At 45.9% G+C, this 25,313-nt stretch carries 25 protein-coding genes; 14 read left to right on the forward strand and 11 right to left on the reverse strand.

Annotated elements, in window-relative coordinates; all coding sequences use genetic code 11:
• The 3 genes from TW84_RS14030 to TW84_RS14040 all read left to right on the forward strand — a co-directional run.
• Nucleotides 1–440: T6SS immunity protein Tdi1 domain-containing protein (locus tag TW84_RS14030; protein WP_045976260.1), on the forward strand; the 440-nt coding region annotated here is incomplete at its 5' end.
• Nucleotides 441–682: 242 nt separating this feature from the next.
• Nucleotides 683–1,069, forward strand: coding sequence for a hypothetical protein (locus tag TW84_RS14035; protein ID WP_045976261.1), 387 nt, complete (start codon nt 683–685; stop codon nt 1,067–1,069).
• 608 nt (nt 1,070–1,677) lie between these two features.
• Nucleotides 1,678–1,857, forward strand: a complete 180-nt coding sequence (locus tag TW84_RS14040) for a hypothetical protein (protein ID WP_045976262.1) — start codon at nt 1,678–1,680, stop codon at nt 1,855–1,857.
• A gap of 706 nt (nt 1,858–2,563) precedes the next feature.
• Here TW84_RS14040 and TW84_RS14045 read toward each other — a convergent pair.
• Together TW84_RS14045 and TW84_RS14050 are read right to left on the reverse strand one after the other, a co-directional pair.
• Nucleotides 2,564–2,764 carry a chromosome partitioning protein ParA gene (locus TW84_RS14045; protein WP_045976263.1) on the reverse strand — a complete coding sequence of 67 codons (201 nt, stop codon included), beginning with the start codon at nt 2,762–2,764 and terminating at the stop codon, nt 2,564–2,566.
• Nucleotides 2,765–2,844: 80 nt separating this feature from the next.
• A complete protein-coding gene (locus TW84_RS14050) occupies nt 2,845–4,761 on the reverse strand; it encodes a methyl-accepting chemotaxis protein (RefSeq protein WP_045976264.1) in 1,917 nt (638 codons plus the stop codon).
• A 355-nt stretch (nt 4,762–5,116) separates the two neighbouring features.
• On the opposite strand from TW84_RS14050, the gene TW84_RS14055 reads away from it, so the two are divergent.
• The 7 genes from TW84_RS14055 to TW84_RS14085 all read left to right on the forward strand — a co-directional run bounded on the left by TW84_RS14055 (nt 5,117) and on the right by TW84_RS14085 (nt 12,696).
• Nucleotides 5,117–6,073 (forward strand): AAA family ATPase, encoded by a 957-nt coding sequence (locus TW84_RS14055; RefSeq protein WP_045976265.1) that lies wholly within the window; start codon nt 5,117–5,119, stop codon nt 6,071–6,073.
• Nucleotides 6,074–6,082: 9 nt separating this feature from the next.
• A complete protein-coding gene (locus TW84_RS14060) occupies nt 6,083–7,009 on the forward strand; it encodes a DUF58 domain-containing protein (protein ID WP_045976266.1) in 927 nt (308 codons plus the stop codon).
• Nucleotides 7,006–7,479: a DUF4381 domain-containing protein gene (locus TW84_RS14065; RefSeq protein WP_045976267.1), complete on the forward strand. Its 474-nt coding sequence runs from the start codon at nt 7,006–7,008 to the stop codon at nt 7,477–7,479. The genes TW84_RS14060 and TW84_RS14065 overlap by 4 nt, the downstream gene beginning before the upstream one ends.
• Nucleotides 7,472–8,440 carry a vWA domain-containing protein gene (locus tag TW84_RS14070; protein WP_045976268.1) on the forward strand — a complete coding sequence of 323 codons (969 nt, stop codon included), beginning with the start codon at nt 7,472–7,474 and terminating at the stop codon, nt 8,438–8,440. The genes TW84_RS14065 and TW84_RS14070 overlap by 8 nt, the downstream gene beginning before the upstream one ends.
• On the forward strand, nt 8,433–10,265 hold the full coding sequence (locus TW84_RS14075) for a VWA domain-containing protein (protein ID WP_045976269.1): 1,833 nt from the start codon (nt 8,433–8,435) through the stop codon (nt 10,263–10,265). Before TW84_RS14070 ends, TW84_RS14075 begins: the two co-directional genes overlap by 8 nt.
• Before the next feature lie 2 nt (nt 10,266–10,267).
• The gene (locus TW84_RS14080; protein WP_240478185.1) at nt 10,268–11,905 is read left to right on the forward strand and encodes a BatD family protein; all 1,638 of its coding nucleotides are present in this window, start codon (nt 10,268–10,270) and stop codon (nt 11,903–11,905) included.
• Nucleotides 11,906–12,204: 299 nt separating this feature from the next.
• Nucleotides 12,205–12,696 (forward strand): L,D-transpeptidase family protein, encoded by a 492-nt coding sequence (locus TW84_RS14085; protein WP_045976270.1) that lies wholly within the window; start codon nt 12,205–12,207, stop codon nt 12,694–12,696.
• 3 nt (nt 12,697–12,699) lie between these two features.
• Here TW84_RS14085 and yddG read toward each other — a convergent pair whose 3' ends face one another.
• The 7 genes from yddG to TW84_RS14120 form a co-directional block, all read right to left on the reverse strand.
• The gene (gene yddG / locus TW84_RS14090) at nt 12,700–13,617 is read right to left on the reverse strand and encodes an aromatic amino acid DMT transporter YddG (RefSeq protein WP_084720236.1); all 918 of its coding nucleotides are present in this window, start codon (nt 13,615–13,617) and stop codon (nt 12,700–12,702) included.
• 41 nt (nt 13,618–13,658) lie between these two features.
• Complete coding sequence (locus TW84_RS14095; RefSeq protein ID WP_045976272.1) at nt 13,659–14,219, reverse strand: sugar O-acetyltransferase; 561 nt, start codon at nt 14,217–14,219, stop codon at nt 13,659–13,661.
• Between the two features lie 145 nt (nt 14,220–14,364).
• Nucleotides 14,365–14,763 carry an OsmC family protein gene (locus TW84_RS14100; protein ID WP_045976273.1) on the reverse strand — a complete coding sequence of 133 codons (399 nt, stop codon included), beginning with the start codon at nt 14,761–14,763 and terminating at the stop codon, nt 14,365–14,367.
• Between the two features lie 11 nt (nt 14,764–14,774).
• Nucleotides 14,775–15,752, reverse strand: a complete 978-nt coding sequence (locus TW84_RS14105) for a Gfo/Idh/MocA family protein (protein WP_045976294.1) — start codon at nt 15,750–15,752, stop codon at nt 14,775–14,777.
• Nucleotides 15,753–15,823: 71 nt separating this feature from the next.
• Nucleotides 15,824–16,438, reverse strand: a complete 615-nt coding sequence (locus TW84_RS14110; protein ID WP_045976274.1) for a LysE family translocator — start codon at nt 16,436–16,438, stop codon at nt 15,824–15,826.
• An 88-nt stretch (nt 16,439–16,526) separates the two neighbouring features.
• On the reverse strand, nt 16,527–17,450 hold the full coding sequence (locus TW84_RS14115; protein WP_045976275.1) for a LysR family transcriptional regulator: 924 nt from the start codon (nt 17,448–17,450) through the stop codon (nt 16,527–16,529).
• Nucleotides 17,440–17,886: an Lrp/AsnC family transcriptional regulator gene (locus tag TW84_RS14120; protein WP_045976276.1), complete on the reverse strand. Its 447-nt coding sequence runs from the start codon at nt 17,884–17,886 to the stop codon at nt 17,440–17,442. The genes TW84_RS14115 and TW84_RS14120 overlap by 11 nt, the downstream gene beginning before the upstream one ends.
• A 198-nt stretch (nt 17,887–18,084) precedes the next feature.
• Between TW84_RS14120 and yjeH the strand changes: the two genes are divergently transcribed.
• Complete coding sequence (gene yjeH / locus TW84_RS14125; protein ID WP_045976277.1) at nt 18,085–19,353, forward strand: L-methionine/branched-chain amino acid transporter; 1,269 nt, start codon at nt 18,085–18,087, stop codon at nt 19,351–19,353.
• Here the strand turns inward: yjeH and TW84_RS14130 are convergent.
• Both TW84_RS14130 and TW84_RS14135 read right to left on the reverse strand, forming a co-directional pair.
• The gene (locus TW84_RS14130) at nt 19,337–20,095 is read right to left on the reverse strand and encodes a class II glutamine amidotransferase (RefSeq protein WP_045976278.1); all 759 of its coding nucleotides are present in this window, start codon (nt 20,093–20,095) and stop codon (nt 19,337–19,339) included. The two genes, yjeH and TW84_RS14130, sit on opposite strands and share 17 nt — an antisense overlap.
• Before the next feature lie 107 nt (nt 20,096–20,202).
• The gene (locus TW84_RS14135) at nt 20,203–21,204 is read right to left on the reverse strand and encodes an AraC family transcriptional regulator (protein WP_240478186.1); all 1,002 of its coding nucleotides are present in this window, start codon (nt 21,202–21,204) and stop codon (nt 20,203–20,205) included.
• A 108-nt stretch (nt 21,205–21,312) separates the two neighbouring features.
• Here TW84_RS14135 and TW84_RS14140 point away from each other — a divergent pair, with 108 nt between their 5' ends.
• The 3 genes from TW84_RS14140 to TW84_RS14150 all read left to right on the forward strand — a co-directional run bounded on the left by TW84_RS14140 (nt 21,313) and on the right by TW84_RS14150 (nt 25,194).
• On the forward strand, nt 21,313–21,636 hold the full coding sequence (locus TW84_RS14140) for a hypothetical protein (RefSeq protein ID WP_045976280.1): 324 nt from the start codon (nt 21,313–21,315) through the stop codon (nt 21,634–21,636).
• The gene (locus TW84_RS14145) at nt 21,636–22,859 is read left to right on the forward strand and encodes an HlyD family secretion protein (protein ID WP_045976281.1); all 1,224 of its coding nucleotides are present in this window, start codon (nt 21,636–21,638) and stop codon (nt 22,857–22,859) included. The genes TW84_RS14140 and TW84_RS14145 overlap by 1 nt, the downstream gene beginning before the upstream one ends.
• Before the next feature lie 1,057 nt (nt 22,860–23,916).
• Entirely contained in the window at nt 23,917–25,194 is a 1,278-nt protein-coding gene (locus TW84_RS14150) for a cytosine deaminase (RefSeq protein ID WP_045976282.1), read from the forward strand.
• Nucleotides 25,195–25,313 lie beyond the last annotated feature (119 nt).

Here is a 25,313-nt window from a genome sequence, read left to right on the forward strand (position 1 = left end):
ATTATGACAACTACCATGTCATAGCGCGAAGTGCTTATGGCGAACTTTATCTGTGGGGAATAAATACTGGACACTCATTGACAATAAAGCCGTCATTCAACTGGATAAAAACGAGTAGTGGTGATGAAAATGAAATTCAGAGCGGGCGGGCCAATGCTGCGATACAGAGTTTTTTCGGTATAAAAGAGCCCGCAGATGTGGATATCATTAGCAACTCAATCCCCTTGTTCCCATCTGTACTCAAAACGTATGGCCCAGTGGGCAAAGACGAAGTCATGGTCTTTACCCCCTACCTATTTATGGGCGGTAAAAAATCCGTTGATGCTATGGCCAAAGAGAATCTGCAGGTGTTCTTACACATCATGGCTGATTTGGGCGGTGCCGAAATCATTGATATGGCCGCTATGGTCAGCAACGTCATCAAGCATTATGAAGGTTAACCAATATCGTTAAGCCCGCACCCAAATAAATGATTCATCGATCGTCAGGGGGCATTAAGGGCATGCACCTTAATCTAAAAAATGAAATAATACGAACAAGCGGTTTTCATCGTCCTCGGCAATAAATAATACTTATTTATCAATTTTAATTTTTTGTCCTGAGATTTACCTATTTCATTAGTTAAAAACCCCGTTATAGTATTTTTTGATTTAACACTTTTAGGACTATGAGACTCAGGTCAATGAGAGATAATACTTACACATCAAGCCCTTTTATTCTCTTACTGTTACTAACCGTTGTTTCTGCTCTTATGTATGCGTTGGGGATGGTAGCAAGCATTAGCGAACAAGTAATAGGTTTTTTAGCCTCATTAACTAATTACCCCATTGTAATCACATTATTTTTGTCTTTCAAAGGTGTCGATCTATTAGGTAGAAACGTAAGGAAAGTGTTAGCTGTCTGGTTTGTTTTAATTACTATTTTGGAAGGGCTTTATCCTGTATTTTTGTATGCAAATCAAGAAATACCTAGTGATTACTATACATTATTATCACTACAAATTTTGTTAAACTTATATATTGCAAAGGTAATTACAGATGAGCGCAACTTTATTAAAGGAAGTCAGTAAGTCATCTCCTCTTACTACTTTATTATTGCTAATGAACAAAAGAGTTGATAATAAATAGAGTTCCAATCGAATTTACAAAGATATCTATCCTATTCTTAACGACTCTTTAGCTAAAGGATACGCATTCGAATCAGAAGAGATTCAGGGAATTGTTCGAATTCTCGAGCGATTGCCAGCTTGGGGGGCTAAAAGGGAAAACTTTAGAAAAATGTACCTAAAGAATGAATACACACTAAGAAAGCTTCCTAGAGATCCTGCTGTTTTTAATGGCCAAGGCTATTGGCATTAGTCGAACGCCCTAAAAATCAAAGACCTCGAATCACGCGAGGCCTATTAGTATGCCAAGGGAGCTTTTAAAGGACAGGCGTTACAAGCCCTGTACTGCACCTACTACTCTGATGATACATTAGTCTTCTCAACAGACTGACTACCCACATTGCTGGTACTATCCGCTATACTAAATGCGAGGTGTCGCGCTACTAACTGGCTAATACTAGTAAACAGACATGCGGCGAAAAAGTAGGCATGATCAATACGTAGCAGCTGCCTAGCTACTACGTGATTCATAACTCCAAGTGAGTATAAGTTTTATAAGGGAGGTTCTAGCTATGGCTACTACTTCATTTGATAAGAACTTCGTTGTGACTGATGAAGTGGCTATCGCAAAGTTTAAAAACGCAGCGAAAAATCCACGCAAGATCAGTGTCAAGAAGCGCGACTATGAGTCTGATAAAGAAAAAGGTATTCAGCGATTAGTACAGAAGTTATCAAACTCAGCGACTTGTTAGAAGCTGTTGGTACAGAAGGTTGCCAACGGCTTTTCTCTGATTTTTCTTGCCCCAAAAATCCAGAGCTAGAAATCTTTCTAAAACTAAATCCATACGATTCGAGCAAAGCGATAATTCTCGCACTTATCTAATACTCGATAGTGAAAACGCTGATATTCTCGCCTATTTTTCGATATCCTTTAAAGAAGTCTCTCTGACACAAGCCGAACTGTCTCAGAATCAAGTAAAAACTAGATGGCATTAATAAACACTCGGAGAGCGTTAAAACTTATCTTATTGGGCAAATCGGTAAAAATTTTACTATTCTGCAAAATCCAATATCTCTACCCGACATTTTAGAAGAGGTTTATGCCATTATCGAAGCGGCTCAAGCATTAGTTGGTGGGAGAGCCATCATACTGGAATGCGGTAAAGTGGATAAGCTTATTGATATATATCGAGATAACGGTTTTGATGTATTGATTCAGAATGATGAAGAGCACTTTGTTACTATGTATACCTACATAACCGACTAAAGTCCTTGTGTTAGACGAACTTGCTCCAGAACACTTGTCCGAAGTGCTATCAAAAAACCCTATCGCCACTTTAAAAAACTGAGAGCCCTGCCGCCACTTCATAGCTACTACGGTTATATAGGCAATTTAAAAGGCCGAGATTTCGGCCTTTTAAATTAATAATATCAGTAACTTAGAAAGATATCTTTTACTTAGTGAATTGGCTTATCGGTTTTCGAATAGAACTTGCCGAAGTACTGTTCTAGGATTTCTGGAGTCAACTCACCCGCTTCTTCGAGCTTTTTCAGTTCTGCTGCGATGGCTTTTTGTTCTTCAAGTGATGGCAGGGCTACTTCAGGCTCATCACTCATTTCCTGTGACATTTGCTCCAGCTCTTTTTCAAAATCACTCATGCTATTACTTACCTAATCAATATAAAAACTGGGGCTAAGTTTACCCACTTAACCCCAGTTATTCTAGTTTACGAATGGTTTTATAGCTTAAAGCTTCCTACCATACGATCCAGACGTTCGGACAACTCTTTCAGATCAGAACTCGCGGCTGCCAGTTCTTCTGCTGTGCTGGTTGTCACTTCATTGATGGCGTTGATCTCTTCGATATTTTGGTTGATGGTATGCACAACCGTTGATTGCTCTTCCGTCGCCGTCGCCACCTGAGTATTACGGTCAGAAATATCGTGGATACGCTCGGAAATACTCACCAACACGCCAACCGCTTCATCTGATGATGATACCCCTTCATGAGTGACTGATTTACCCGCTTCCATCGCCGTTACCGCATCTTTGGCATCACTTTGTAGCTGGTTGATCATCTTCTGGATCTCTTCCGTCGAATCTGCGGTTCGACTCGCCAAGTTTCGTACTTCATCCGCGACTACAGCAAAACCACGACCCTGCTCGCCAGCTCGCGCCGCTTCAATGGCTGCGTTGAGTGCAAGTAGGTTGGTTTGTTCGGAGATATCACGGATAACATCCAGAATCGAGCCGATTTCCTGTGTTGTCGATGCCAGTTGCTCAACGACTTGACCAGTATTCTCTATGTCCGTAGCCAAACGACTGATCGCATCTTTGGCCTTATTGACAACATCTTGACCAACTTGGGTATTATCAGAGGCTTGATTCGCCGTTTCTGCGGCAGTGGCCGCATTCGATGCAATCTCGCTGATCGTTGCGCCCATTTGGTTAATCGCCGCGACGACTTGAATGGTTTGGTCGCGCTGAATTTGGCTGTTATCGTGTGTCGTGTTGGCTTTTTGGGAAACACTGTCAGAGGCGGTTTGTAGCGCCCCACTGGTTGACGCCACTTCTTTCATCGACTCATGAATTTTCTCAATGAAGCCGTTAAAACCTTCAGAAAGCTGGCCAATCTCATCGCTGCTCTTCACTTCAATACGTTGTGAAAGGTCACCGTCGCCTCGGCCAAGATCGGTAAAGCGTGCTGCGATCGACCTGATAGGACGGGCAATGCTGTTTGCCAAAAATAGCCCCATAAAGATAAACAAAGCCGCGACCACTAATGTCGTAATGGTCATTTGCTTCGCCACCTGATTTAAATCGGAGAAGACTTCATTAACAGGAGCAACACCAATCACAAACCAATCCATGGAAGGGATGTACAAGCTTGATACGAACACTTGTTCACCGTCGTAGCTGGCTTCAATCAGGTTGAAATCCGATTTATTGAGAAGTTTGGAAGCGTCGCTGCCATAGAGCTGAGAGAGCGTCGAACTGGACTTATCTTTCTCACGATGGATCTGAACTTGCCCTTGAGAGTCAGTCAGAAAGACAAAACCTGTGTCTTCGATTTGAAAACCATTCAGCATTCTGACCATATCATCCATCGACTTAGATAGGCCAGACATACTTAGCCCATTAACAAACTGGAAGTTGGCGAACATTTTCACTTCCCCTGTCGACTCTTGGAACATGCTCACCATGGTGCGCTGATTCGAGCGGGTAAAACCAAAGAACCAACCATCTTGTTGTTGGGTCAATTGGCGTAAAAAGCCGTTTTGGTTCCAGTAATACGCCGTTTCACGGTTCGCAACGGAAGCATCATTCAAATTGTATTGGTTACGAACGTTATTCAGTTCCTTGACCAACTTGGCTTCAACTTGAGGATCAATGTTGGTCGTGCTGATCGCATCTTTGATAAATTCATTGTTTGCGATCTGCTCCGCAGCTCGCAGTAGCTGAGTCACATCATAGTCAATTTGTCCCTTGATCTGGTCTAGCATCGAGGGTAATTCTATATTTACCAGCCTATGCTCCAGAACTTCGCGTGCCTGACGCTGTGCCATCACCCCAACAATAATTGTTGAAGCAAGAACAGCAAAGGTAATACCCGCAACAACCTTTTGCTTAATACTGATCGCGTTTAGTTTCATCATTCGCGTTGCCTTCTAGCGCTTTGTCATTATGAAAATTCATCATCGCCACAGATTGACTGGCTCCGGAGAGGGCCAAACCAAGCTCAATAGTGACGCATCTATCTATATCGGATGTAAATTACATTTCTTTACTGAATAATTCATCAATTTCGTACTGATTTGCAAACCAATTTTTCGATATTGAACACTTGCATGAGGAGTCAAAATCCCCATATTGTAAATAACTGAATAATAGCACTTATATTGCAATGCTGTGTTGATGAGTAAATCAGCAAACAAAACGCAATAAAGTCAAAATGGATGAACTTTTTCACGGCTTAAACCACTAAGTGAAAAAGTGAGGAGATAGACACCAATGAACTCTCAGTCATTTCACAACCTTCAGCAATACTTGGAGAGCCAAGTTATTGGTCAGGCTGAACTGGTTAAACAACTTTTAGTCGCGTTACTCGCCGATGGTCACATCTTGGTCGAAGGACCACCGGGGCTAGCCAAAACAAGGGCAGTAAAGTCCTTGGCTGATTGTATTGACGGTGATTTTCATCGAATTCAGTTCACCCCTGATTTACTGCCCGCCGATTTAACCGGTACTGATATATTCCGTCCAGAAACAGGCGAGTTCACTTTCCAAGCAGGGCCAATCTTTAACTCATTGATTTTGGCTGACGAAATCAACCGTGCACCCGCGAAAGTTCAGGCAGCAATGCTTGAAGCCATGGCAGAAAAGCAAATCACGGCGGGTCGAAAAACCTACCCGCTTCCTGAATTGTTTCTAGTGATGGCAACACAGAACCCCATTGAGCAAGAGGGTACCTACCCACTTCCTGAAGCCCAATTGGATCGCTTTTTACTGCATTTAGCGGTGGACTATCCAAATGCAGAAAGTGAACTGGACATTCTGCGTCTAAATCGAGGCGAGGCAAAGGGTGAAGAAAAAGTAACCCCACCTGTACTGTCACAACAGGAAGTGTTTTCTGCCCGTCAAGAAGTGTTGAATATTCATATGGCTGAAGGCGTGGAAAACTACATTATCCGTCTTGTCATGGCAACACGACAGCCAACGCAATATGACGATACGCTAAACAACTGGATAGAAATGGGCGTTAGCCCTCGTGCCACCATCGCATTAGATCGCTGTGCTCGAGCTCACGCTTGGCTATCGGGTCGTGACTATGTCTCTCCAGAAGATGTGCAGGCGATGGCTTTCCCTGTTCTCAGACACCGTATTCTGCTCAGCTATCAGGCTCAAGCCGAAGGTATAAGCGCCAATCAGGTGGTTAACCGCCTTCTGTCTCTGGTGGGCAGCGCATAAGGGGAACAGATGGATAAACAATTATCCCCACACTCTGACGGCGTGAACTTGTGCCTTGATGAACTGCTTTACTACAAGCAACAAGCGATAAAGTGGTTACCTCCTGCCAAGAGTTTGTGGTCTCAAATGTTGGGGCAACATCAGAGTAAGCAACTCGGTCGTGGTATGGACTTCGCCGAAGTCCGTCAGTATCAAGCTGGAGACGATGTTCGCAGCATTGATTGGCGTGTGACCGCACGAACGGGTAAACCTCACACTAAGCTGTTCACGGAAGAGCGAGAGAAACCCATTATTGTTTATGTCGATTTCAGTGCCAGTATGATGTTTGGTTCTCAGCTGATGTTCAAATCGGTGTTGGCCTCTCATATGGCAAGCCTAATCGCATGGTTGTCTGTCGCGCAGCGAGATCGCATCGGTGCCATCATTGATACTGGTAGCCAACTGACTGAACTCAAGCCAACCAGTCGTCATCAAGGTCCGCTCGCGTTAATGCAGCATTTGGTGACGCTTCACCAGGACACACTGCATCAATCGACTACAGGTCACGCTACCGACATGGGCCACGCCTTACAAGCTCTGAATCGCCTTTGTCCCAAAGGTAGCGAAGTGGTTATTATCAGTGACTTTCTGCGCTTTTCAGAATCAAACCAGCCATTACTCACTCGATTACGTGCGCACAACCGCGTACGACTGGTCCATATTTCCGATCCTTTGGAAGCAGGCATCACTCGTTACCGTGGCGTCGAACAAGTTTCCGATAAGCGTCAAACCTTGTGGATGGATTTTTCTTCACAAAAAGCACGCGACCAAATTAAGTCTGTTTTTGAACAAAAGCAGCAGGATCTGAAAGACTTATCGATTCACCACGGCTTGAGTTTTACTCGTCTCTCTACCCAAGAGTCATTACTACAACAATTATCTGGACGTAATCAATGAGCACCAATAACAAGGATTTACTATTACCACTCAATCCAATGCAACTACCGGAAGTGCCTTCATGGTTTCCACTTGCATGGGGATGGTGGGCAACCGCAGGAGCGATTGTCTTTGGCACATTGATCATTTGGTTGACTTATCGCTGGAACAAAAAGCGTTTGGCACCAAAGAAAACCGCGCTAAAGCTGATTCAAGCCGGCGACAAACCGGCTGAAGCCATTGAATTATTACGTCAAGCCGCACTGTGTTACTACCCAAGAGAAGAGGTAGCGCAGCTCACGGGCAAAGAGTGGTACGCGTTTCTTGATACTCAGATGAAGTCACCCGTGTTCGTTAACAACTATGAACTTTGGCAAGAAGCCTTGTACTCAAAACAGCCTGTGGGGAACGCCGCTGAACTGATTACCCATTGCGCCCAATGGGTTGACGAAGCGCTTCCCCCAAAAAGAAGGAGAGCCAAAGTTGGCTAATATCGAATTCGTATGGTGGTGGGCATTTTTGTTGCTACCACTTCCCATACTGATTTATTTTTTACTGCCACCGGTTAAGCAGTCATCGCCGGTTTATATGCCCTACTTGCCGAATTCAGCAGTCGGCAGTGCGCCGAGAAACTTATTGGCTAAAGTTCTGGCGAGCTTAGTCTGGCTAGGCGTGATTACAGCAGTCGCGAGACCTGTCTGGTATGGCGATCCTGTCACGACACAACCCAAGCATAGAGACATGATGCTGGTTGTCGATCTGTCTTACTCAATGAGTAAAGAAGACATGCAGTTCAACGGTGATTACATCGACCGTTTAAGCGCCGTCAAACACGTCTTATCTGACTTTATATCCAAACGTCAGGGAGACCGATTGGGTTTAGTGCTGTTTGCCGATCACGCTTATCTGCAAACACCATTAACTCTCGATAGACAGACAGTCGCCGAGCAACTAAACCAAACTGTATTACGCCTTGTAGGGACCAAAACCGCTATTGGTGAAGGTATTGGGCTTGCAACCAAAACGTTCGTCGATAGCGATGCGCCACAACGAGTGATGATACTACTCAGCGATGGCAGCAACACGGCGGGCGTACTGGATCCTATCGAAGCCGCCGAAATTGCCAAAAAGTACAACGCCACCATTTACACAGTTGGCGTCGGTGCTGGAGAAATGATGGTCAAAGAGTTTTTCATGACACGTAAAGTCAACACTGCACAAGACTTAGACGAAAAATCTCTGATGAGCATTGCCCAGCTAACAGGTGGACAATATTTCCGCGCTCGTGACAGCAAAGAACTGGCCACCATCTATGACACCATTAATAGCCTAGAACCTGTTAGCCAAGCCACGCAGACCTGGCGACCACAACAAGAGTGGTTCGGGGTACCACTGGCGATAGCACTGACAGGCTTATTTGTACTGATTATCATTAGGAGGAATCATGTCTGATTTTCGCTTCCTCTACCCAGAGTGGCTGCTGGTACTTGTTCCACTATGTGGATTGGTTTTCTGGCTCTCAAAACGTAGCCGTAGCCAGACGTTGATCGCTCCTCATCTAGCCAAAGCAATGGGTATACAGCAAAAATCGGCACGGAATGCCATCACGAGTGCCATTGCGACCAGCGGTTTGATCGCCATCATTGCTCTCTCTGGGCCAAGTTTTAATAGCTCTGAAAGACCGAGCTTCAGCAACGACAGTGGTCGTGTATTGATCATGGATATGTCGATGTCCATGTACGCGACCGACATCAAGCCTAACCGGCTGACCCAAACAAAATACAAGGCCAGCGACTTACTTAAACAGTGGCGTGAAGGGACTACAGGGCTTGTCGCCTACGCTGGTGATGCGTACACCGTCAGTCCGATGACCTCCGATACGCGCACCATCGAAAACCTGATACCGAATCTCAGCCCTGAGCTGATGCCCTACCCGGGTGCCGACGCCGTGAAGGCTGTCAGTTTGGCCATCAATATGATGAAAAACACAGGTTTATCTCGCGGTGACATTATTCTCTTCACTGACGATTTAGATGATGCGGAAACCCAAGGCATTGAAGATCTGGTTGAAGGCACTCGCTGGCGACTGTCTATTCTGGGTGTGGGTACCCGCTCAGGTGCCCCGATAAAACTCAGTGACGGCACTCTGCTTAAAACCGATGCTGGGCAAACGGTGGTCGCTAAATCTAACTTCAGTAATATGAATAGTGTCACCAATGCCCTTGGTGGTTTCTTTACACCCATTCAGCTTAACAACAGTGACATCGACGCCATCGCCAATCATACCAGCCGCATCGAAAGCACTGGTAAGTTAAACCAATCACAACAAATCAGCGATCGGGTCAATAGTGGTATCTGGTTAGTCCCCTTGCTTGTCATCCCAGCATTACTTATGTTTCGCCGTGGCTTTTTGTTTGCTTTGGTCATTATGGCTTACCCGCTACTGACGCCGAAACCTGCAATGGCCTCAGCCTGGCTCAATCAGGATCAACAAGCCAAGCAGCTCTATGATGCCGAGCAATATCAACAAGCGGCTGATCTGTTCGATAGCAAAGAGTGGCAAGGCATTGCGCAATATCAGGCGGGTAATTTCCCTGCGGCCATCAATGCGCTTAAAGGCTCACAAACTCTACGCGGAAAATACAACCTCGCTAACGCCTATGCTCAGAACCGAGAGTTTGATCAAGCGATTCGTCTTTATGAGGATGTCCTTACGCAAGATCCAAACCACGAAGATGCACAGCACAACCTGAATATTGTCAGACAGCAGCAACAGCAACAGCAACAGCAACAGCAACAGCAACAGCAACAGCAACAGCAACAGCAACAGCAACAAAAGTCTGGCGATGACAGCTCATCAGCGCAAGAGAATTCTTCTCCATCTGAGCAAGATCCTTCGTCAAATGAGCCATCCTCTGACAAGCAATCTGATCAACAGCCCTCTCAAACGCCTGAACAAAATCAGGAAGAGACTGACGAACAACAAAAGCAACAAACCTCGAGTTCCAGTGCTGATCAGCAACAACAAGAGCAACAGCAGGAGAAACAACCGCAAGGCGCACCAAAACCGGAACAAGCACCAGAGCAGCAAAACAAAACCGCGACTCCGCCACAAAGCGCAGCAGAGCAGGAACAAAATTTAGAACACATTGATCCTGCACTTCGCAAACTGGAACAGGTCGAAAGCGCGCGCGACCCTAGCCGTTTACTCCGAGCACAGATGATGTTGCAAGCTCAACAAAAACAACCACCGCAGAATACAGGTAAGAAGTGGTAACTATGAATCGACAAATAATGAAACTGATTAGCTTCTTAGCGCTGGCGTTATCTTTTTTCAGCCAACCCGCGATGGCGGCTAACGTCTGGGCGTCTGTCAGCAAGAATAAAGTCGTCAAGAACGAAGTCTTTCAACTTCGCGTGGTGGTCGACGAAAAGGTATCTTCCGACGATATTGATTTCAGCGGATTGCAAAAAGACTTCTATGTGGGTCGACCTAGCTTTGGATCTTCGATCAATATCGTCAATGGCAATCGCAGTACACGCAGTGAGTGGAACTTAACACTAGCCGCTCAGACTCTCGGCGTGGCAAAGATTCCCGCTTTTACCATCAATGGTGCGAGCTCGAAACCAATCGCGATTCAAGTCACGATGAACAGAGATGAGCCTAAGGTATCCGATCTCGTTGAACTGCGCAGCTCACTGGATAAAACAACGCTCTACCCCAATGAGAGTGCGTCATTACAAACTCGTCTCATTATCAAGGCCGATCCTAGACGACTGCAAAACCCAAATGTGGTTCCTCCACGAGTCGACGGTCTGACCTTAACTCAAATTGGCGAACCGAATCAGTACCAGAGTGTGCTGGGTGGCGTAGAAGTCACGGTACTTGATCAGAACTACCTCATCACGGCAGACGAGCCGGGGGAATACACGCTCACCAGCGCGGCTTTCAAAGGCTCCGTTGTGTACGGAAATGACCGCACAGGAACGACCAAGCTCATTTCCGTGGATACCCCTGCGAAAACATTTGATATCAAAGTAGAAGACAAGCCAGCAGGCTACACGGGGGTATGGCTACCTACCTCTGAGCTTAATTTAGCCCAAACATGGACGTCGGCCGATGGAGAAAACATCGCCTCCTCTTCGACGCCTCAAGCCAAAGTTGGAGACTCAATTACTCGTGAATTGACGCTTGATATCAAAGGGCTGTCATCTGACCGATTCCCCAATCTGAAAATCACTTACCCACAAGGTATTCGCGTTTATGAAGAAAAGCCCCAGTTCGCGCAACTGAATAATGGCTTCACTCGTATGACATTAAAACAAGTCCTCATTCCTCAGCAAACGGGCAAGGTTGACCTACCGGAAGTTAATCTCAACTGGTGGGATAGCCAGAACAAACAACAAAAGACCGCGCGTCTGGATGGTTTGTCACTGGATGTCAGCCCCGGTGAGAGCTTGAACATTCCCGTACCGGCCTCTCCATACACAGCGCCAGCCGACATAAAAACGGTCACCGTCAGTGACCCAGGCATCTGGCCCTATCTAACCGGGTTGTTTGCTCTTCTTTGGGCAATCAGCACTGTGCTGTGGCTAACAAAACGTCCACAAACAATCGAGTCAGATAAAAGGCAAATCAACGTTCCCCTCAAATCAAGTGACGCTTTGATAGCGGCTTTGCAAGCAGGAGACCATTTTAAAGCACAGCACAGCGCCTCAAAATGGCTGATGGAAGCACAAATTAACGATCCTTCTCTTGTTAACGAGATCCAGAATGAACTGGATGAAATGCAAAAGTGTCATTTTTCTCAGCAAGAAACTGGCTGGAATGCTGCAAAACTGCTTAAACTAATAAACAAGGTGGACAAAATGCCTCGCGCAACAGGGAAGCCAGAGGAAAGATTAGCGAAGCTTTAGCACAGTCAAGATAGAGGCATTGTCCAGGTTTATATTCATTACGCTAATGAATAACTGGAGGAATGATGTCGGCAATTGAAAAGCCAGATCCCAGTACTCATTATGTGATCCTCTATTTTGATGGATCTCAAATGACTTCATTTGAAGTCGATGCGTCCAGTCGTCATGAAGCGATAGAAGCGTTTAAAAATCTGGGGTTTGCGGAGCAAGATATATTTTCAATCTCTCCCTAATCTAATCATCTAGCCACGAAAGGCAGCGTCTTAGCTGCCTTTCTGTTTTAAGCGGACAATTCAATAATGAAAAGGACTGCCTCTAAAACAATTGGGATGTTGGGCACGTTGTTTTTTGCCTTTGCAGCCATCGCAGAAGTTGATTTGGTCAAGGTTGATAAATCCAAACGCCGCATGTACCTGATCGACAATGATCAGGTAGTGAGGGAATTTCGCATTGCCCTTGGCAAGCATCCAAAGGGACATAAAACTCAGGAAGGGGATCATCGGACACCAGAAGGACGCTACTATCTCGACTTCGTGCTTGATGATTCGGAGTTCTATCGCTCAATTCATATCAGCTACCCCAACCTACGGGATATTGCCTATGCAGAGCAGCTCAATATCAACCCTGGAGGAAACATAAAGATTCATGGATTAAGAAACGGGGAACAGCGCCCCGCAACATTTGTACAGAGTTTTGACTGGACTAACGGCTGCATCGCCATTACTAACGAAGAAATGGATGAACTGCTCACTCTAGTGAAAACAGGGACACCGATAGAGATCCGCTGGTAAACCTCAGTCCTGACACGGCTGTGGTTCAACCGAAGCCACTTTTTTCTCCCTCGTCACCCACCAGCACAACAATGACCCTATCGTCACCAGCGCCACCCCCTGCAAAAACGTATCGGTGAGCACTAGGCCAAGAATCACGGAAGAAATAACGGTAGACAGCACAGGTGTAAAGTAAGACAAGGTTGCGAGCAACACCATATTACCGCCAATAATTGCGTAGTTCCAAAGCGCATAGCCACTGCCCATCGCAATCCCCGTGATGAGCAACAAACCACCAGATTCAAGATGGATACTCATTCCCGTTTCATTACTAATGGCGTACTTTATCCATAACGTTACGGCGGTCATTATAAAGAACAAGGTGATCGGATTTTGCCCTTTAGAAATTCGCTTAGTGAGATTGCAGTAGATCGCCCACAGAAACGCGCCGACAAATGCCATCGCGTAAGTGAGCGGGTTGGTCGCCACATTAGCGGCAATTTGGTTGAAAGACAGCCCCTGTTCTCCAGTGATACTCCAAGCCACACCAAAAAACGCCAGAGCAATCGCCGGATAAACCAAGATATTGGTTTTCTTCGGACTAAACGTCACTGCCAATAACACCGTCAAAGCAGGCCATAAGTAGTTAATGACCAGCATTTCCACAGCTTGTTGTCGAGAGTTCGCCATAGCGAGTGCGAGCGCCAAGCATATTTCGTAAGCAACAAACAGCCCGCCACCCAGCATGACGTAGGTCAGTGAATAGCTTCTGATTCTGGGTAACCCCATGACCATCACCAAAAACAGAGAAGCAACGGTATAAATCGATGCCGCACCGCCAATCGGCCCCAAAAATTCGGTGACCGTCCGAGCCAGCCCCATCACACTGCTCCATAGTAGGATGGCTAACACACCGCACAAGGTAAATTTATGTTGGCTCACACAACTCTCTCAATTTGACCACAAAGGAGCTTAACCTAGCGTTAACTGTCGTTCTCTGTCAAATGTCTTATTAATTTTGCTGGCGTTCCACCATACAGGCTGTCTGGTGGAACATCACGTGTGACCACAGAGTTGGCGGCAATGACGCTGCGTGCACCAATCGTCACACCTTGATTGATCACCACATTGCCGCCAATCCAAACATCATCTTCAACGATGATTGGCAAGCAAGTGGTTTCCCAGCCACGTCGGCTACGATAGTCCAAAGGGTGGCCTGCCGTATAAAATTGCGTATTGGGACCAATCAGTACGTGGTTACCAATGGTTATATCAGCGCCATCTAACATGGTGACGTTCATATTGATAAAGGTGTTGTCCCCAATGGATATGGTTTGGCCAAACTCACAAAGAAAAGGAGAACGAATCATGCTCGCTTCGCCAAAGCGTTTTAGCAGCCGGCGGAAAAGATCGACACGCTGCGCATCACTGGTGTTGTGATTTAACTCTTGCAATAAACCAGTGGCTTGCTCACGAACTTTATTGACACTACCGTCAGAGCCGTTAAACAACTGACCCGACACCATTTTTTCAAACTCTGTCATCACGTTTTCCAATTAACTGCTTGAATAGAATAAATAAAATAACGCGAATGGAAGGCAGGAAAAAGAGAAAAGCTCGCAGGTGATCTTTTCCCTAATTTACAAAAAAGCCGAGTTGTAAACTCGGCTTTCCACATAATTGAACAGGCTAAACGATTTCCCAACTGTGGGTCATTTCGACGCCAGCACCTAGCATCAGACACACTGAACAGTACTTTTGCAAAGAGTCTGCTGTTACTTTTGCGACAATGTCTGTATCCAGATTGTCTCCCGACACCTCAAAGTGAATATTGACTTTGGTGAAGATACGAGGCGCAGTTTCACGTCGCTCTGTCGTGAGTTTTGCAGTGCAGCTAGTGACCTTTTGTCCTGCTTCTTTAAGCCCGTCCACAACGTCAACTGAGCTACATCCGCCAGCGGCCATCAAGACCATTTCCATTGGGCTGGGTGCTGTGGCACCGCCATTGCCATCCATCACTACGGAATGACCAGATTGAGAGTGACCAAGAAATTTAAAATCTTCGACCCATTTTACTTCGGCTTGCATATCTTTCTCTCTTATACGTCTGTCGGGAATGTGACACCCGTTTGCTTGCGAATTTCTGTCAACAATTTAGCCACAATCAGCGAGCGCTGCATACACGCTTGATCAATTTTTTTCGTTTCAAATTGCTGAGCAAACGCCAGAGCTTCGTAATACATCGGATTTGGGTCTTGCTTTACGCTCAAATCCACACCAACGCCACCTCGGGTGATTTTTGTCAGCTTTTTGCCCGTTGAAATCATCTCCATTAGCAGCGCTCCTTCTTCACCCTGAATTTCACTCGGTAAATAAGAGTCACTGGTCTTGGAGTGCTGAAGCACCACTTCAAAACCGTCATAGCCAAGGATGACGCTCCCGCTACCATCTACGCCACTGTCGAGCATCTGAGCCTGTGCTTTGACACTGAGAGGTTCACCAAACAACTCTACCGCTGAACCCACACAGTAGTAACCAATGTCCATAATCGAACCATTGGCGAAGGCAGGGTTAAAGGTGTTTGGGGTTTCACCAGCCAGATACTTAGGATAACGTGAAGAATACTGGCAGTAGGTAATCAAGGCTTTTCGGATCTGACCAATGTTCTGACTTTGCTCTTTCAGTCGCTTAAAATTCGGTGTATGTGGCGACATGAAAGCCTCAAAAAGAACCACATCATTCGCCAACGCAGTCTGATACATCTGTTGAGCTAGCGTATCATTCGCAGCCAATGGCTTCTCGCAAATAACATGCTTACCTGCCTCGAGTAATTTCAATGCTTGTGGCGCATGCAGCGAGTTGGGGCTAGCGATATAAACGACATCGATCGACTTCGACGCCGCTAGCTCTGCAAAATCATCAAACAGAGCGGGAGATGCGTATTTCTCAGCAAACGCTTTCGCTTTCTCGATAGAGCGAGAATACACACCAGCCAAAAGATATTGTTCTGTCTTCAACGCCGCTTCAATGAACTGATCAGTGATCCAGTTGGTCCCAATCACAGCAAGTCTAATCATTATTTCGTCTCCAATCATGACAAAAGGAGCCGATGGCTCCTTTGAGAGTACTCTTGTTCGTGTTCGCTATCTTACACCGTCATTACCACTCGCACTGCTAAAAAGATCAGTACTGCGCCAGACAAACGGTCAATCAGTTGTGCTTTAGAGCGAATTTTGTCCAATAAACGGGGACTCGATAACAAGAACGTTATCAGGGTATACCACAAGCCATCGACTACGAGTGGGGTCAGAACAATCAAGGCTTTGGCGGTTAAACTGTCCCCAACGGCAACAAACTGGCTAAAAAGCGCGATAAAGAACAGCGCAATCTTAGGGCTTAGCATGGAGATAAGAAACCCTTCCTTAGCCGATTGCCAAGCCGATGTGTGCTCTCCCGATTCCAGCTTCGCGGCCACACCTCCTTTTGATCGAAGAGCATTGTAACCAAGGTACGCCAGATACGCGGCACCAGAGTAACTGATCGCTTTGAAAAGCAATGGAGACTGTTGTAGCACAACCGCTAGGCCGATCAGAGTAATAAAGGCGTAAATGCCAATCCCCAGAGCATGAGCCCAAGCCGCTGCTAAACCATTGGTTCGTCCTCCCGCCAAACTATGTTTGGCAACCATAGCGAGGCTCGGGCCAGGAGACATGGCTCCTAAAATACAAATGGTAAAAAGTGATAGCCAGATTGTGAGTGTCATTGTTGTTTCCTGAGGCTGATTCCATATCGCTAAACTATCGCAGCCAATAAATGATTTGAAATCAAAGTTTATTATATCGGCTATGAAGTCAAATCATACCCACAGAGTAACTTGATGTTCGCATGGCATGAAGTACCCTCTCACGCATCCATTGATGCGCTTTATCCTGATCGTATTTGGGGTGCCACATCAGCCAATACTGATGAGCGTCAGTATCAAACGGTAAAGGGCGGTATTCAAGAGGGTAGTTAGCCGACAAGTTCAACGCAATATGCTCCGGCACCACCATCAGATAATCACTGGAAACCAACGCGTTGGCCGCTGCGGAAAAGAACGGGACTTTTAAAGCAATTCGTCTTTCATAGCCAAGCGATTTGAGAACGTTATCTGTGCTTGAGTCTTTATCTCCCCCCCCAGTGACCTTTAAATGGGGGTAACCCACCAGCTGTTCTTCTGTCAGAGTTTGCAGGGCCGACAATGGGTGAGATTTTCGCATCAGACAGACTGACTTGTCTTCACCAATTTTCACACTGGTCACATTAGCGGGTTTCTCCGGCTGCATGGTCGATGCCAAGTGAATACCGGTTTCACCAAAATTCAGCAGATATTCGGGCTGCCAAAGACGATAAGCGAGGTTGACGTTGGGCGACTGTTCGACCATCACCGCGACCACATCTGGCACTATGTATTGAGCGACATAGTCACTGGAAGAGAGCACAAATTCTTGCTTCCATGTTCGTGGATCGAAAGGTTTGTCATGCAGCAGTTGCTCAAATTCACCCAATAAGAGGTTAAGTTTCCCCTGCATGACCAACGCTCTTGGTGTCGGTACCAACGCGTTGCCTTCGCGGACCAATAATGGGTCGCCACACAAGTCTCTTAACTGAGCAAGCTGGCGGCTGACAGCTGATTGGGTAATGTTGAGTCTATTCGCGGCTCTACTGACATGGCACTCTTCAAGCAATACCTGTAGCGAACGTAACAAGTTGAGATTGATATGGTTAAGAGACATGGCGTGTATTGAGGAACTCCGTAAGTACAGTGTGAGTCATTAGATGACGCAGTTCGGGGATTGCTTGTAGCTGATCACGAATTTCATTGAGCCTTGTCATGGTCGGAACTTCGACAAACAACATCATGTCGGTTTCTCCAGTGATAGCATGACACCCTTTCACACCCTCGATGTTGCAAATAGTCTCAGCATAATATTCACAATAATGAGAAGACTCAGACATGTCGAACTTTAACGCCATATAAGCCTGTATCAGATCCGTTTCATCTTGTGCAATGTTGGCATGATAGCCAAGAATAACGTTTTCCTGTTCCAGTTTCTGAATTCTGGCCGTCACGGCTGAACGTGACAAGTTGACCTGCCGAGCAATATCCGTGACCGAGGCTCTGGCGTCATGCTTTAAAAGACTAAGAATTTGATCGTCGAACTTATCCATATTACTTCCTGTCATATCTCAACTTATCCTGTTGATTTCAGGTAATGTGACACAAAAGTCCGCTCGGCGAAAGAGTACAAATTGTCTATTCACCCTCCTCACTTCCGCCAAATTGACATATAACTACGACACATTGCTTGCTGTATTTTTCTATAAGTTTGATTAAGCTGTCACAAAAAATTTCAGCAAAGGCAAACCATGAGTCAGCTAAAACAAGAAATCACATTACTCTCGGGCATAGGACAACTGTCAACGACCTTACTGGGCACTGGGCTATTTATGGTACCCGCTATTGCCGCCGGAATTGCCGGCTCACTCTCACTTTGGGCGTGGCTGATTCTGTTTGTAGCCATCTGTCCCATTGCACTGACCTTTGCTCAACTCGGAAAGCGCTACCCTAATGCTGGCGGCACGGCCCACTTCGTTCGTCAGGCGTTTGATAAGCGTCTAGAAAAAAGCGTTGCTTGGTTGTTTGTCAGTGTTATTCCAGTTGGCGTTCCGGCTGCGGTGGCACTAGCCGCGGGCTTTTTACAGCAATTACTGCCTGAAGCGCTTAACTCTTCTATTTTCGCTCAACTACTCACTGTGTTACTTCTGATCGCAGTCAATTTGGCTGGTACTAAGTCATCGGGACGCCTTCAGACACTCATCGCTCTCAGTATTTTCACTCTAGTTGCGGCTTTCTGGTGGAAAGGTGATGTGGGTGCGCCAGATCTGACGATGCCAGAGCTCACCTCTGAATCGACATGGAGTATTGGGGCTGCACTAGCCGTGATGTTTTGGTGCTTTGTTGGCATTGAAGCATTCGCTCATATGGGCGAAGAGTTTAAGAACCCGCAGCGGGACTTCCCTATCGCGATCATCATCGGCTGTTTTGTTGCCGGTGCAATCTATTGGGCCTGTTCGGTGGTCATTCTTAAATTTGGTGCTTACGGTAGTAGCGAATTCGATAGTGCCTCCATACCTTGGCTATCAGAAATGCTGTTTGGTGAACAATTGAAACTGCTGATCAGTGTCCTTGGTTTTGCTGCCTGTTTTGCCAGCGTGAATTTGTACACACAGAGCCTCTCAAGAATGGTCTGGTCACAAGCGCGCGAATACAAGCCTCAAAGTGCCCTAGCCAGAGTTTCAGTTCGTGGTGTGCCAGCAAATGCAACACTCGCGGTCGGCGTGGTACTCATCCTTTCCTGTCTCGTGGGAGAAATTTCAGGGTTGGATCTGGAGTTCTTCCTAAAACTGGCCAATGGCATCTTCGTACTGGTTTACCTTTTGGCGATGCTTTCAGCCTGCAAACTTCTGACAGGTATCAGTCAATGGTTAGCAGGCCTCTCACTGCTCATATGCACTGGTGTATTCATTTGTTTAGGTTGGTCGATGCTTTATGCTGTCGCTGTTTTCGCCCTCCTATCTCTACCATGGGGAAAGCGACAAACTCTAGAGCAACGTCAGGCTAAAGAGCGTATCTAGTGACGTTGTCACCCCTAACTGACAAAATACTTTGTGGTGATACTTTCTTCCACTCAGCGTTTTTCTCTAATGGCTCTGAAGCCAGAGCGATGTTTGCGCCATCTTGTCGAATAAAGACCGTTGGCGCGTCATCATCTGAGCTATAACGCACCACCCAAAACTGCTCGCCATCAGAAATACAAATCGATGCTTTTAAGGGTTCTTCAATCCCTTTGGATTGAAGCAACTGGCTAATATCAAGAATGGTTTTGCGTATCGCTTCAACGGGTTGTTCTCGCAAACCATTTTCGAGCATCAACAAGAAAATGAGTTCACTGTCTGTAGTGCCCATGCGCTTGAGAAACAACGATTCCGGTAACTGCTTTTGCAACTCATACTTTACTTTCTCAAACTCACCAATTTGGCCATTATGTAAGAACATCCAATTATCGATGATAAACGGGTGACAATTCGAGCGAGATACCTGTGTCCCCGTCGATGAGCGAACATGCGCCATAAAACGGTGAGAACGTATGTGATGTGTCAGAGAACGTAGGTTCTCGTCCCCCCATGCCGGCAGAACTTCGTGGAATTGCCCCGGAGTATCCCGCTCTGTGTACCAACCGAGTCCAAAACCATCGGCATTAACACGCGTCACCGCTTTTCTTGCATCAAGACTTTGGTGCACCAACGAATGCTCCGGCTCATAGACCAGTTTATCCAGATAAATTGACTCTCCCTGATAAGCTAACCAGCGGCACATATTCTTCCCTCAATTGATGATATTTCTTCCATACAATCACGATTCCAACTATGGAGCAAGCGCGAGAACCATCGCACTATGGATTGACTAGATATCCGCAGCAAGGATCAGGCGTAGTACCGCTGAACATACTGATTGGGAGTCAAACCTCGATGCTTTTTAAACATACGGTTAAAGCTTGCAATATTCTGATACCCAAGGCGAGGCGCAATGTCCGCCACTTCGATACCATGACGCATCATTTCAACGGCAATGTTACTCAACACATAACCACTCACCGTGGTGAAGTTCATACCTAAATGACGCAACCGACGTTGAAACTGCTGAACTGAAAGCCCGAGTAAGTTCGACACATTATCGACCGTTGGCAAGCCATAGTGACGGCTGTAATTGAAAATCTCGTAGATGACTTTCACTTCATCTTCTGGGTCGGGCATATTAAGCAGTTCATCTAAGTCTGCAAAATTCATCGCCAGACGCCCTTTTTGTACCCTAGTCTGCTGCTTAGTCGCAAGACGCAGTTCCGAGTGAAACCATATTTCTGTAGCCGGATGATTCCATGCTACCTCACAGCCAAAATAGGCTTGATATTTGGTGGTATTCTTACGGGAACCCGATAACTGTACTCTGAGTGGTGAAAAATCTTGCCCCAAATAAGCACGCAAGATCTTCATCAATGCCATCGCCATCCGAACACTATCGTGAACTTTACATTCAGAGGCGACCATGGGATTTCTGTATGCCCACTTTATCAGGGAGCCATTCAGAGAAGCTGAGAGAAAAGCACCACTTTGCAAACTACTAAAACCATAATTCACCCGACGAATAGTCGAGGCCAGATCGCTGCCAGAAAGTAGCCAATGAGAAATCATCCCCACCTGCCCCACGTCAACATCACGATTGATATCAAGAATGACATCAGCATTGCCCGTCACCTTCTCTAGCGACTCGAACCAGCGATTGATTTCGACCATAGGTATCAATGTCATCGGATTGCTAAACGCCGACTCTGGTATCGCCAACGCTTCATTGCCTATTTGGTATCGCCGCCTCGCTTCTTGGTGAATGTGCCTAATTCCCAGCACACGCATAAACCTCACTTTATTCATAATCAAATCACGTCGATTCTGGATGTATTTTGAATCAATCTGTCACATTTAATCCAACTATTCAAACCTGACACACAATACAACACCTTATAAATAAAGGAGCCTTGAATGAGTTTATTGAGTGTCCCGTTCGTTGGAACAGGTGCAGACACGGCATTGCATGTTGTTGCGACAGTGGTCTTAATCGCGACTGTCGGTGCAGCGCTGTTTGGATTCTGGAAGTTTCACGAACTACCCATCAACAAAGCCCACAGCAAAGACCATCATCAAATCGGCTTGATCACTGCACTCACATGGATTGGTTTCATCTGGCACTGGGTTTGGGTTGTGGCAGTAATACTTGCCTTCGTCGATATGGAAAAAGCCATCGTTAATCTTCGCGACACTTGGCGTCACGCGCCAAACGAGAAAGATCAACAGGAGGAGTTGTAATGTTAGAAGGTTTGGCCGTCTGGGCGCTTTTCATCTACCTATTACGTCTTGTTGGTATGCCTTGGAATGTGGTGACCAAATCGTTCGCTTATTTCGGCGGGGTCTCTTGGCTGATGTTCGTTTGGGTCGGGCTAATTAACTATACTCCAATGGATTTATCAGGGGGTTCAGTCGTGCAATCCCCTCATATTCAATTGCGCCCTGATTCGCCTAACGTCACAGGCAAAGTTGACAAGATTCACATCGAACCCAACCAAAAAGTGAAAAAAGGACAGTTGATCTACGAAATAGACCCAACACAATATCAAATCGCTTATAACCAAGCGAAAGTGGCGGAAGAATCAGCGATGGTTGAACTTGAAGTCGCATTTGAGGATATCTCAATCTCACAAGCGACCTACGCTTCCATGGTTCAGGATTTGAAAACTACACAAAGCCAACTGGCCGCGGCTAAGGCTGATTACCGTCTACAAAACAAAATGTTGGCCCGTTATACAGAACAAAATCGTGTTGTGAATAACACCATCACCGCAAGCGATATCGATAAACAGGAAACCGCCGTCACCAAAGCACAGCACAATGTCACAACCTTAGAGTCGACACTCAAAACCAAGCAAGTCGATACTCAGAAAGCTAAGTTGGCGATCGCAAAATCAGAACTCGCTGTCAAATCAAAGCATTCAGATTGGAAGACAGTGCAAGAACAACTCGCTAAAGCAAAATGGGATTTAGACAGTACCAAGGTTTACGCTCCAGCTGATGGCTTTGTGACCAATTTTATATTGCGAGAAGGGCAACGCGTATCAATGCTGCCAAGACTGCAAATGTACACTGATGAAAAGTATGTCTTGATGCGTGTTAACCATCAGGCGATCCGCAACATTAAACCGGGCCAAAGTGCCGAGTTTTCTACCTCTGTTTATCCGGGCAAGATTTTCTCGGCCAAAGTAGAAGGCATCGTCGAAGCGACTGGTGAAGCCCAAAGTAACCTACTTGGTTTTGATGATTCAGTGCGCACAACCACAGGCAAAAACTTACAAAACAAACATCACTTTGTGCGTTTGAAGATTGAAGAAGCAGACCAGTATGACATCCCTGTCGGCTCTGTTGGACTTGCTTGGGTCAGTGGGGAGAAGCCGATTAGCTTCATGGCGTTTCTTGACGTGATCCGAGGTATCATCATTCGAATGAAATCTCAGCTCTATTACTTCTACTCGATTTAACCCCTAACATATGGAAGCCCAAATCAACTCGGCTTCCATTCTATCTGCCCAAAATAGTCCCCTCCGCTTAGTTGTCTTTTTGGGCACTTAAATACACATAGCACCTTGTTTGGTCATTTCAGCCAATTTCATGCTTTGGAGTGCAGTCATTACTCTTGCGTACTCTCCAATTAGCATGACTCAATAGCGCACTTGCTTCTTAGAGATAAAACACGACCATGGTTTCAAACTTAGCCCCAATGTGGCTTAGCTAGCATTTTCCAAACACAACCTAGTAAAAATAACGATAACTCAAGACTCAAACTGTCTTAAATATCATTAGCAAAATTGAGGTGATTTGCAAAATGCAATTCCATATTGCAATCGGTTGCTTTAAAACACCCATTTAACGGTCGAATTTTGAGCAATTGCGCACTGTAAAAGTTGGCACATATACTGCTTATGTAATATTGACCCTTCTTAAGCCGAGGGTCACCTAGCCAACTGACGTTGTTAGTGAACCTAATTTGTTCACACTTATTTAAGCCAATCTTACTTATTGAGATTGGCTTTTTTTCTACCTGCTCTCACTCAAATAGCTTCTTTATAAATTACTACATTGATGTGTCACTGCTATGAATTTCTTATTTTCACTTAAATCAACAGAGGCTGGCTGAATTTTTTCACTTCCTTGTTATCGCCAAAAATCAATGGCTTTAAATGTAAAAATACAAGTTTCAGCAAAATATTATTCCAAAGTACAAAAATCCGTTAAAAGCTTCCCAATCACTGACATCATGATTTAATCACAGCTGTCGGCATTCGCTTCATGAATCTCTGATTTGTTTACTCTTGAATTAATGCCAGAAACTGTATGTTCCCGCTATCATCGCTTTTGGGCTCAATATCTGGACCTCCAACTAGAATGCCATTTGTGCTGCACAATTAGGCTCCTCTAGCATCATGGCACGCTCAAGTACTATGATGTCTGTAGTGTAAGAAGCGCGTTGCGCTACGTCGTACTCAACCCTCTTATCAACAAGACAATACTCAGCGAGAAATCGCGTAAGGACGCACAATGACTCAGTTGTTGATCAAAAATGTCAAACTACAACACCAAGCAGGGGTAAAGCAGATCCTGATTGAACATGGGCAATTTCAACGGATCGTCGATAACGACATGGCTATTGACCACTGTGGGCAGGTGTTAGACGCAGAAGGTGGCATCGCCGTCGCTCCATTTTGTGAGCCTCATATTCACTTAGACACCACGCAAACAGCAGGTGAGCCAAAATGGAATATTTCTGGCACGCTTTTCGAGGGGATTGAACGCTGGGCTGAACGCAAAGAAATGCTGTCAGTGGAAGATGTTAAAACTCGCGCAAAGCAGACTCTTAAATGGCAAATAGCCAATGGTGTTCAGCACGTACGCACTCATGTCGACGTATCGGACCCGACCCTTGTCGCACTTAAAGCCATGGTCGAACTGCGCGAAGAGATGAAAGAGTGGGTAGATATTCAAATTGTGGCTTTTCCCCAGGAAGGGATCCTCTCCTACCCGAACGGTAAGGCGTTACTTGAACAAGCCGTGCAGATCGGCGCCGACGTGATCGGTGCCATTCCGCATTTTGAGTTTACCCGCGAGTATGGCATTGAGTCTCTGCACTATGTCTTTGAGTTGGCCAGACAGTATGACCGCTTAATTGACGTACATTGTGATGAAATTGACGACGAACAATCTCGTTTTGTCGAAACCTTGGCTGCCCTCGCTCTAAAGTATGAGATGGGAGATAAGGTTACAGCCAGTCACACCACAGCGATGGGTTCTTACAACGGAGCCTATGCTTCGCGACTTTTCCGTTTGTTGAGAATGTCGGGAGTTAACTTTGTCGCCAACCCTTTGGTCAACATTCATTTACAGGGTCGCTTCGATGATTATCCGAAGCGCCGTGGAGTCACTAGAGTCAAAGAGATGCTCAACGCTAATATCAATGTGTGTTTCGGCCATGATGATGTCTTCGACCCTTGGTACCCACTAGGGACGGCAAACATGCTGCAAGTGCTCCATATGGGTTTACATGTTTGTCAGGTGATGGGTTATGACCAAATCAACAATTCATTGGAACTCATCAGCACCAACTCGGCACGTACTTTGAACATCCAGCATAAGTACGGGTTAGAAGAAGGTAAACCGGGTAGTTTGCTGATCCTACCTGCCAACAATGGCTTTGATGCTGTCAGACGCCAAGTGCCCGTTCGTTACTCGATCCGCCATGGTAAAGTGATCGCACAAACTCAACCCGCGACGACTTCTATTTGCTTGGAGAGCGAAGAAACGATTACTTTCCAACGTTAATACCAGCTTGCTGAATAGGGGGGCGCAAGCATCCCTTGTCTATCGATGGCAGCAATATCATCGCTCAATCCTGTTAGCGCTATTTGTCGTGATAAAAAAGAAAACCCCACTAAGCTTTC

The organism is Vibrio neptunius, from assembly GCF_000967495.1.
In the GTDB taxonomy this organism is placed as follows: domain Bacteria; phylum Pseudomonadota; class Gammaproteobacteria; order Enterobacterales; family Vibrionaceae; genus Vibrio; species Vibrio neptunius.

Bases quoted from the DNA above. Each gene is read 5' to 3' on its own strand.
- TW84_RS14140 (WP_045976280.1), top strand. From the start codon at position 21,313: ATGAGTTTATTGAGTGTCCCGTTCGTTGGAACAGGTGCAGACACGGCA.
- TW84_RS14095 (WP_045976272.1), bottom strand. From the start codon at position 14,219: ATGACAGAGTTTGAAAAAATGGTGTCGGGTCAGTTGTTTAACGGCTCT.
- TW84_RS14105 (WP_045976294.1), bottom strand. From the start codon at position 15,752: ATGATTAGACTTGCTGTGATTGGGACCAACTGGATCACTGATCAGTTC.
- TW84_RS14100 (WP_045976273.1), bottom strand. From the start codon at position 14,763: ATGCAAGCCGAAGTAAAATGGGTCGAAGATTTTAAATTTCTTGGTCAC.
- TW84_RS14130 (WP_045976278.1), bottom strand. From the start codon at position 20,095: ATGTGCCGCTGGTTAGCTTATCAGGGAGAGTCAATTTATCTGGATAAA.
- TW84_RS14055 (WP_045976265.1), top strand. From the start codon at position 5,117: ATGAACTCTCAGTCATTTCACAACCTTCAGCAATACTTGGAGAGCCAA.
- TW84_RS14085 (WP_045976270.1), top strand. From the start codon at position 12,205: ATGAAAAGGACTGCCTCTAAAACAATTGGGATGTTGGGCACGTTGTTT.
- TW84_RS14045 (WP_045976263.1), bottom strand. From the start codon at position 2,764: ATGAGTGATTTTGAAAAAGAGCTGGAGCAAATGTCACAGGAAATGAGT.
- TW84_RS14115 (WP_045976275.1), bottom strand. From the start codon at position 17,450: ATGTCTCTTAACCATATCAATCTCAACTTGTTACGTTCGCTACAGGTA.
- yjeH (WP_045976277.1), top strand. From the start codon at position 18,085: ATGAGTCAGCTAAAACAAGAAATCACATTACTCTCGGGCATAGGACAA.
- TW84_RS14075 (WP_045976269.1), top strand. From the start codon at position 8,433: ATGTCTGATTTTCGCTTCCTCTACCCAGAGTGGCTGCTGGTACTTGTT.
- TW84_RS14040 (WP_045976262.1), top strand. From the start codon at position 1,678: ATGGCTACTACTTCATTTGATAAGAACTTCGTTGTGACTGATGAAGTG.
- TW84_RS14035 (WP_045976261.1), top strand. From the start codon at position 683: ATGAGAGATAATACTTACACATCAAGCCCTTTTATTCTCTTACTGTTA.
- TW84_RS14060 (WP_045976266.1), top strand. From the start codon at position 6,083: ATGGATAAACAATTATCCCCACACTCTGACGGCGTGAACTTGTGCCTT.
- TW84_RS14145 (WP_045976281.1), top strand. From the start codon at position 21,636: ATGTTAGAAGGTTTGGCCGTCTGGGCGCTTTTCATCTACCTATTACGT.
- TW84_RS14120 (WP_045976276.1), bottom strand. From the start codon at position 17,886: ATGGATAAGTTCGACGATCAAATTCTTAGTCTTTTAAAGCATGACGCC.
- TW84_RS14065 (WP_045976267.1), top strand. From the start codon at position 7,006: ATGAGCACCAATAACAAGGATTTACTATTACCACTCAATCCAATGCAA.
- TW84_RS14150 (WP_045976282.1), top strand. From the start codon at position 23,917: ATGACTCAGTTGTTGATCAAAAATGTCAAACTACAACACCAAGCAGGG.
- TW84_RS14135 (WP_240478186.1), bottom strand. From the start codon at position 21,204: ATGAATAAAGTGAGGTTTATGCGTGTGCTGGGAATTAGGCACATTCAC.
- TW84_RS14050 (WP_045976264.1), bottom strand. From the start codon at position 4,761: ATGATGAAACTAAACGCGATCAGTATTAAGCAAAAGGTTGTTGCGGGT.
- TW84_RS14110 (WP_045976274.1), bottom strand. From the start codon at position 16,438: ATGACACTCACAATCTGGCTATCACTTTTTACCATTTGTATTTTAGGA.
- TW84_RS14080 (WP_240478185.1), top strand. From the start codon at position 10,268: ATGAATCGACAAATAATGAAACTGATTAGCTTCTTAGCGCTGGCGTTA.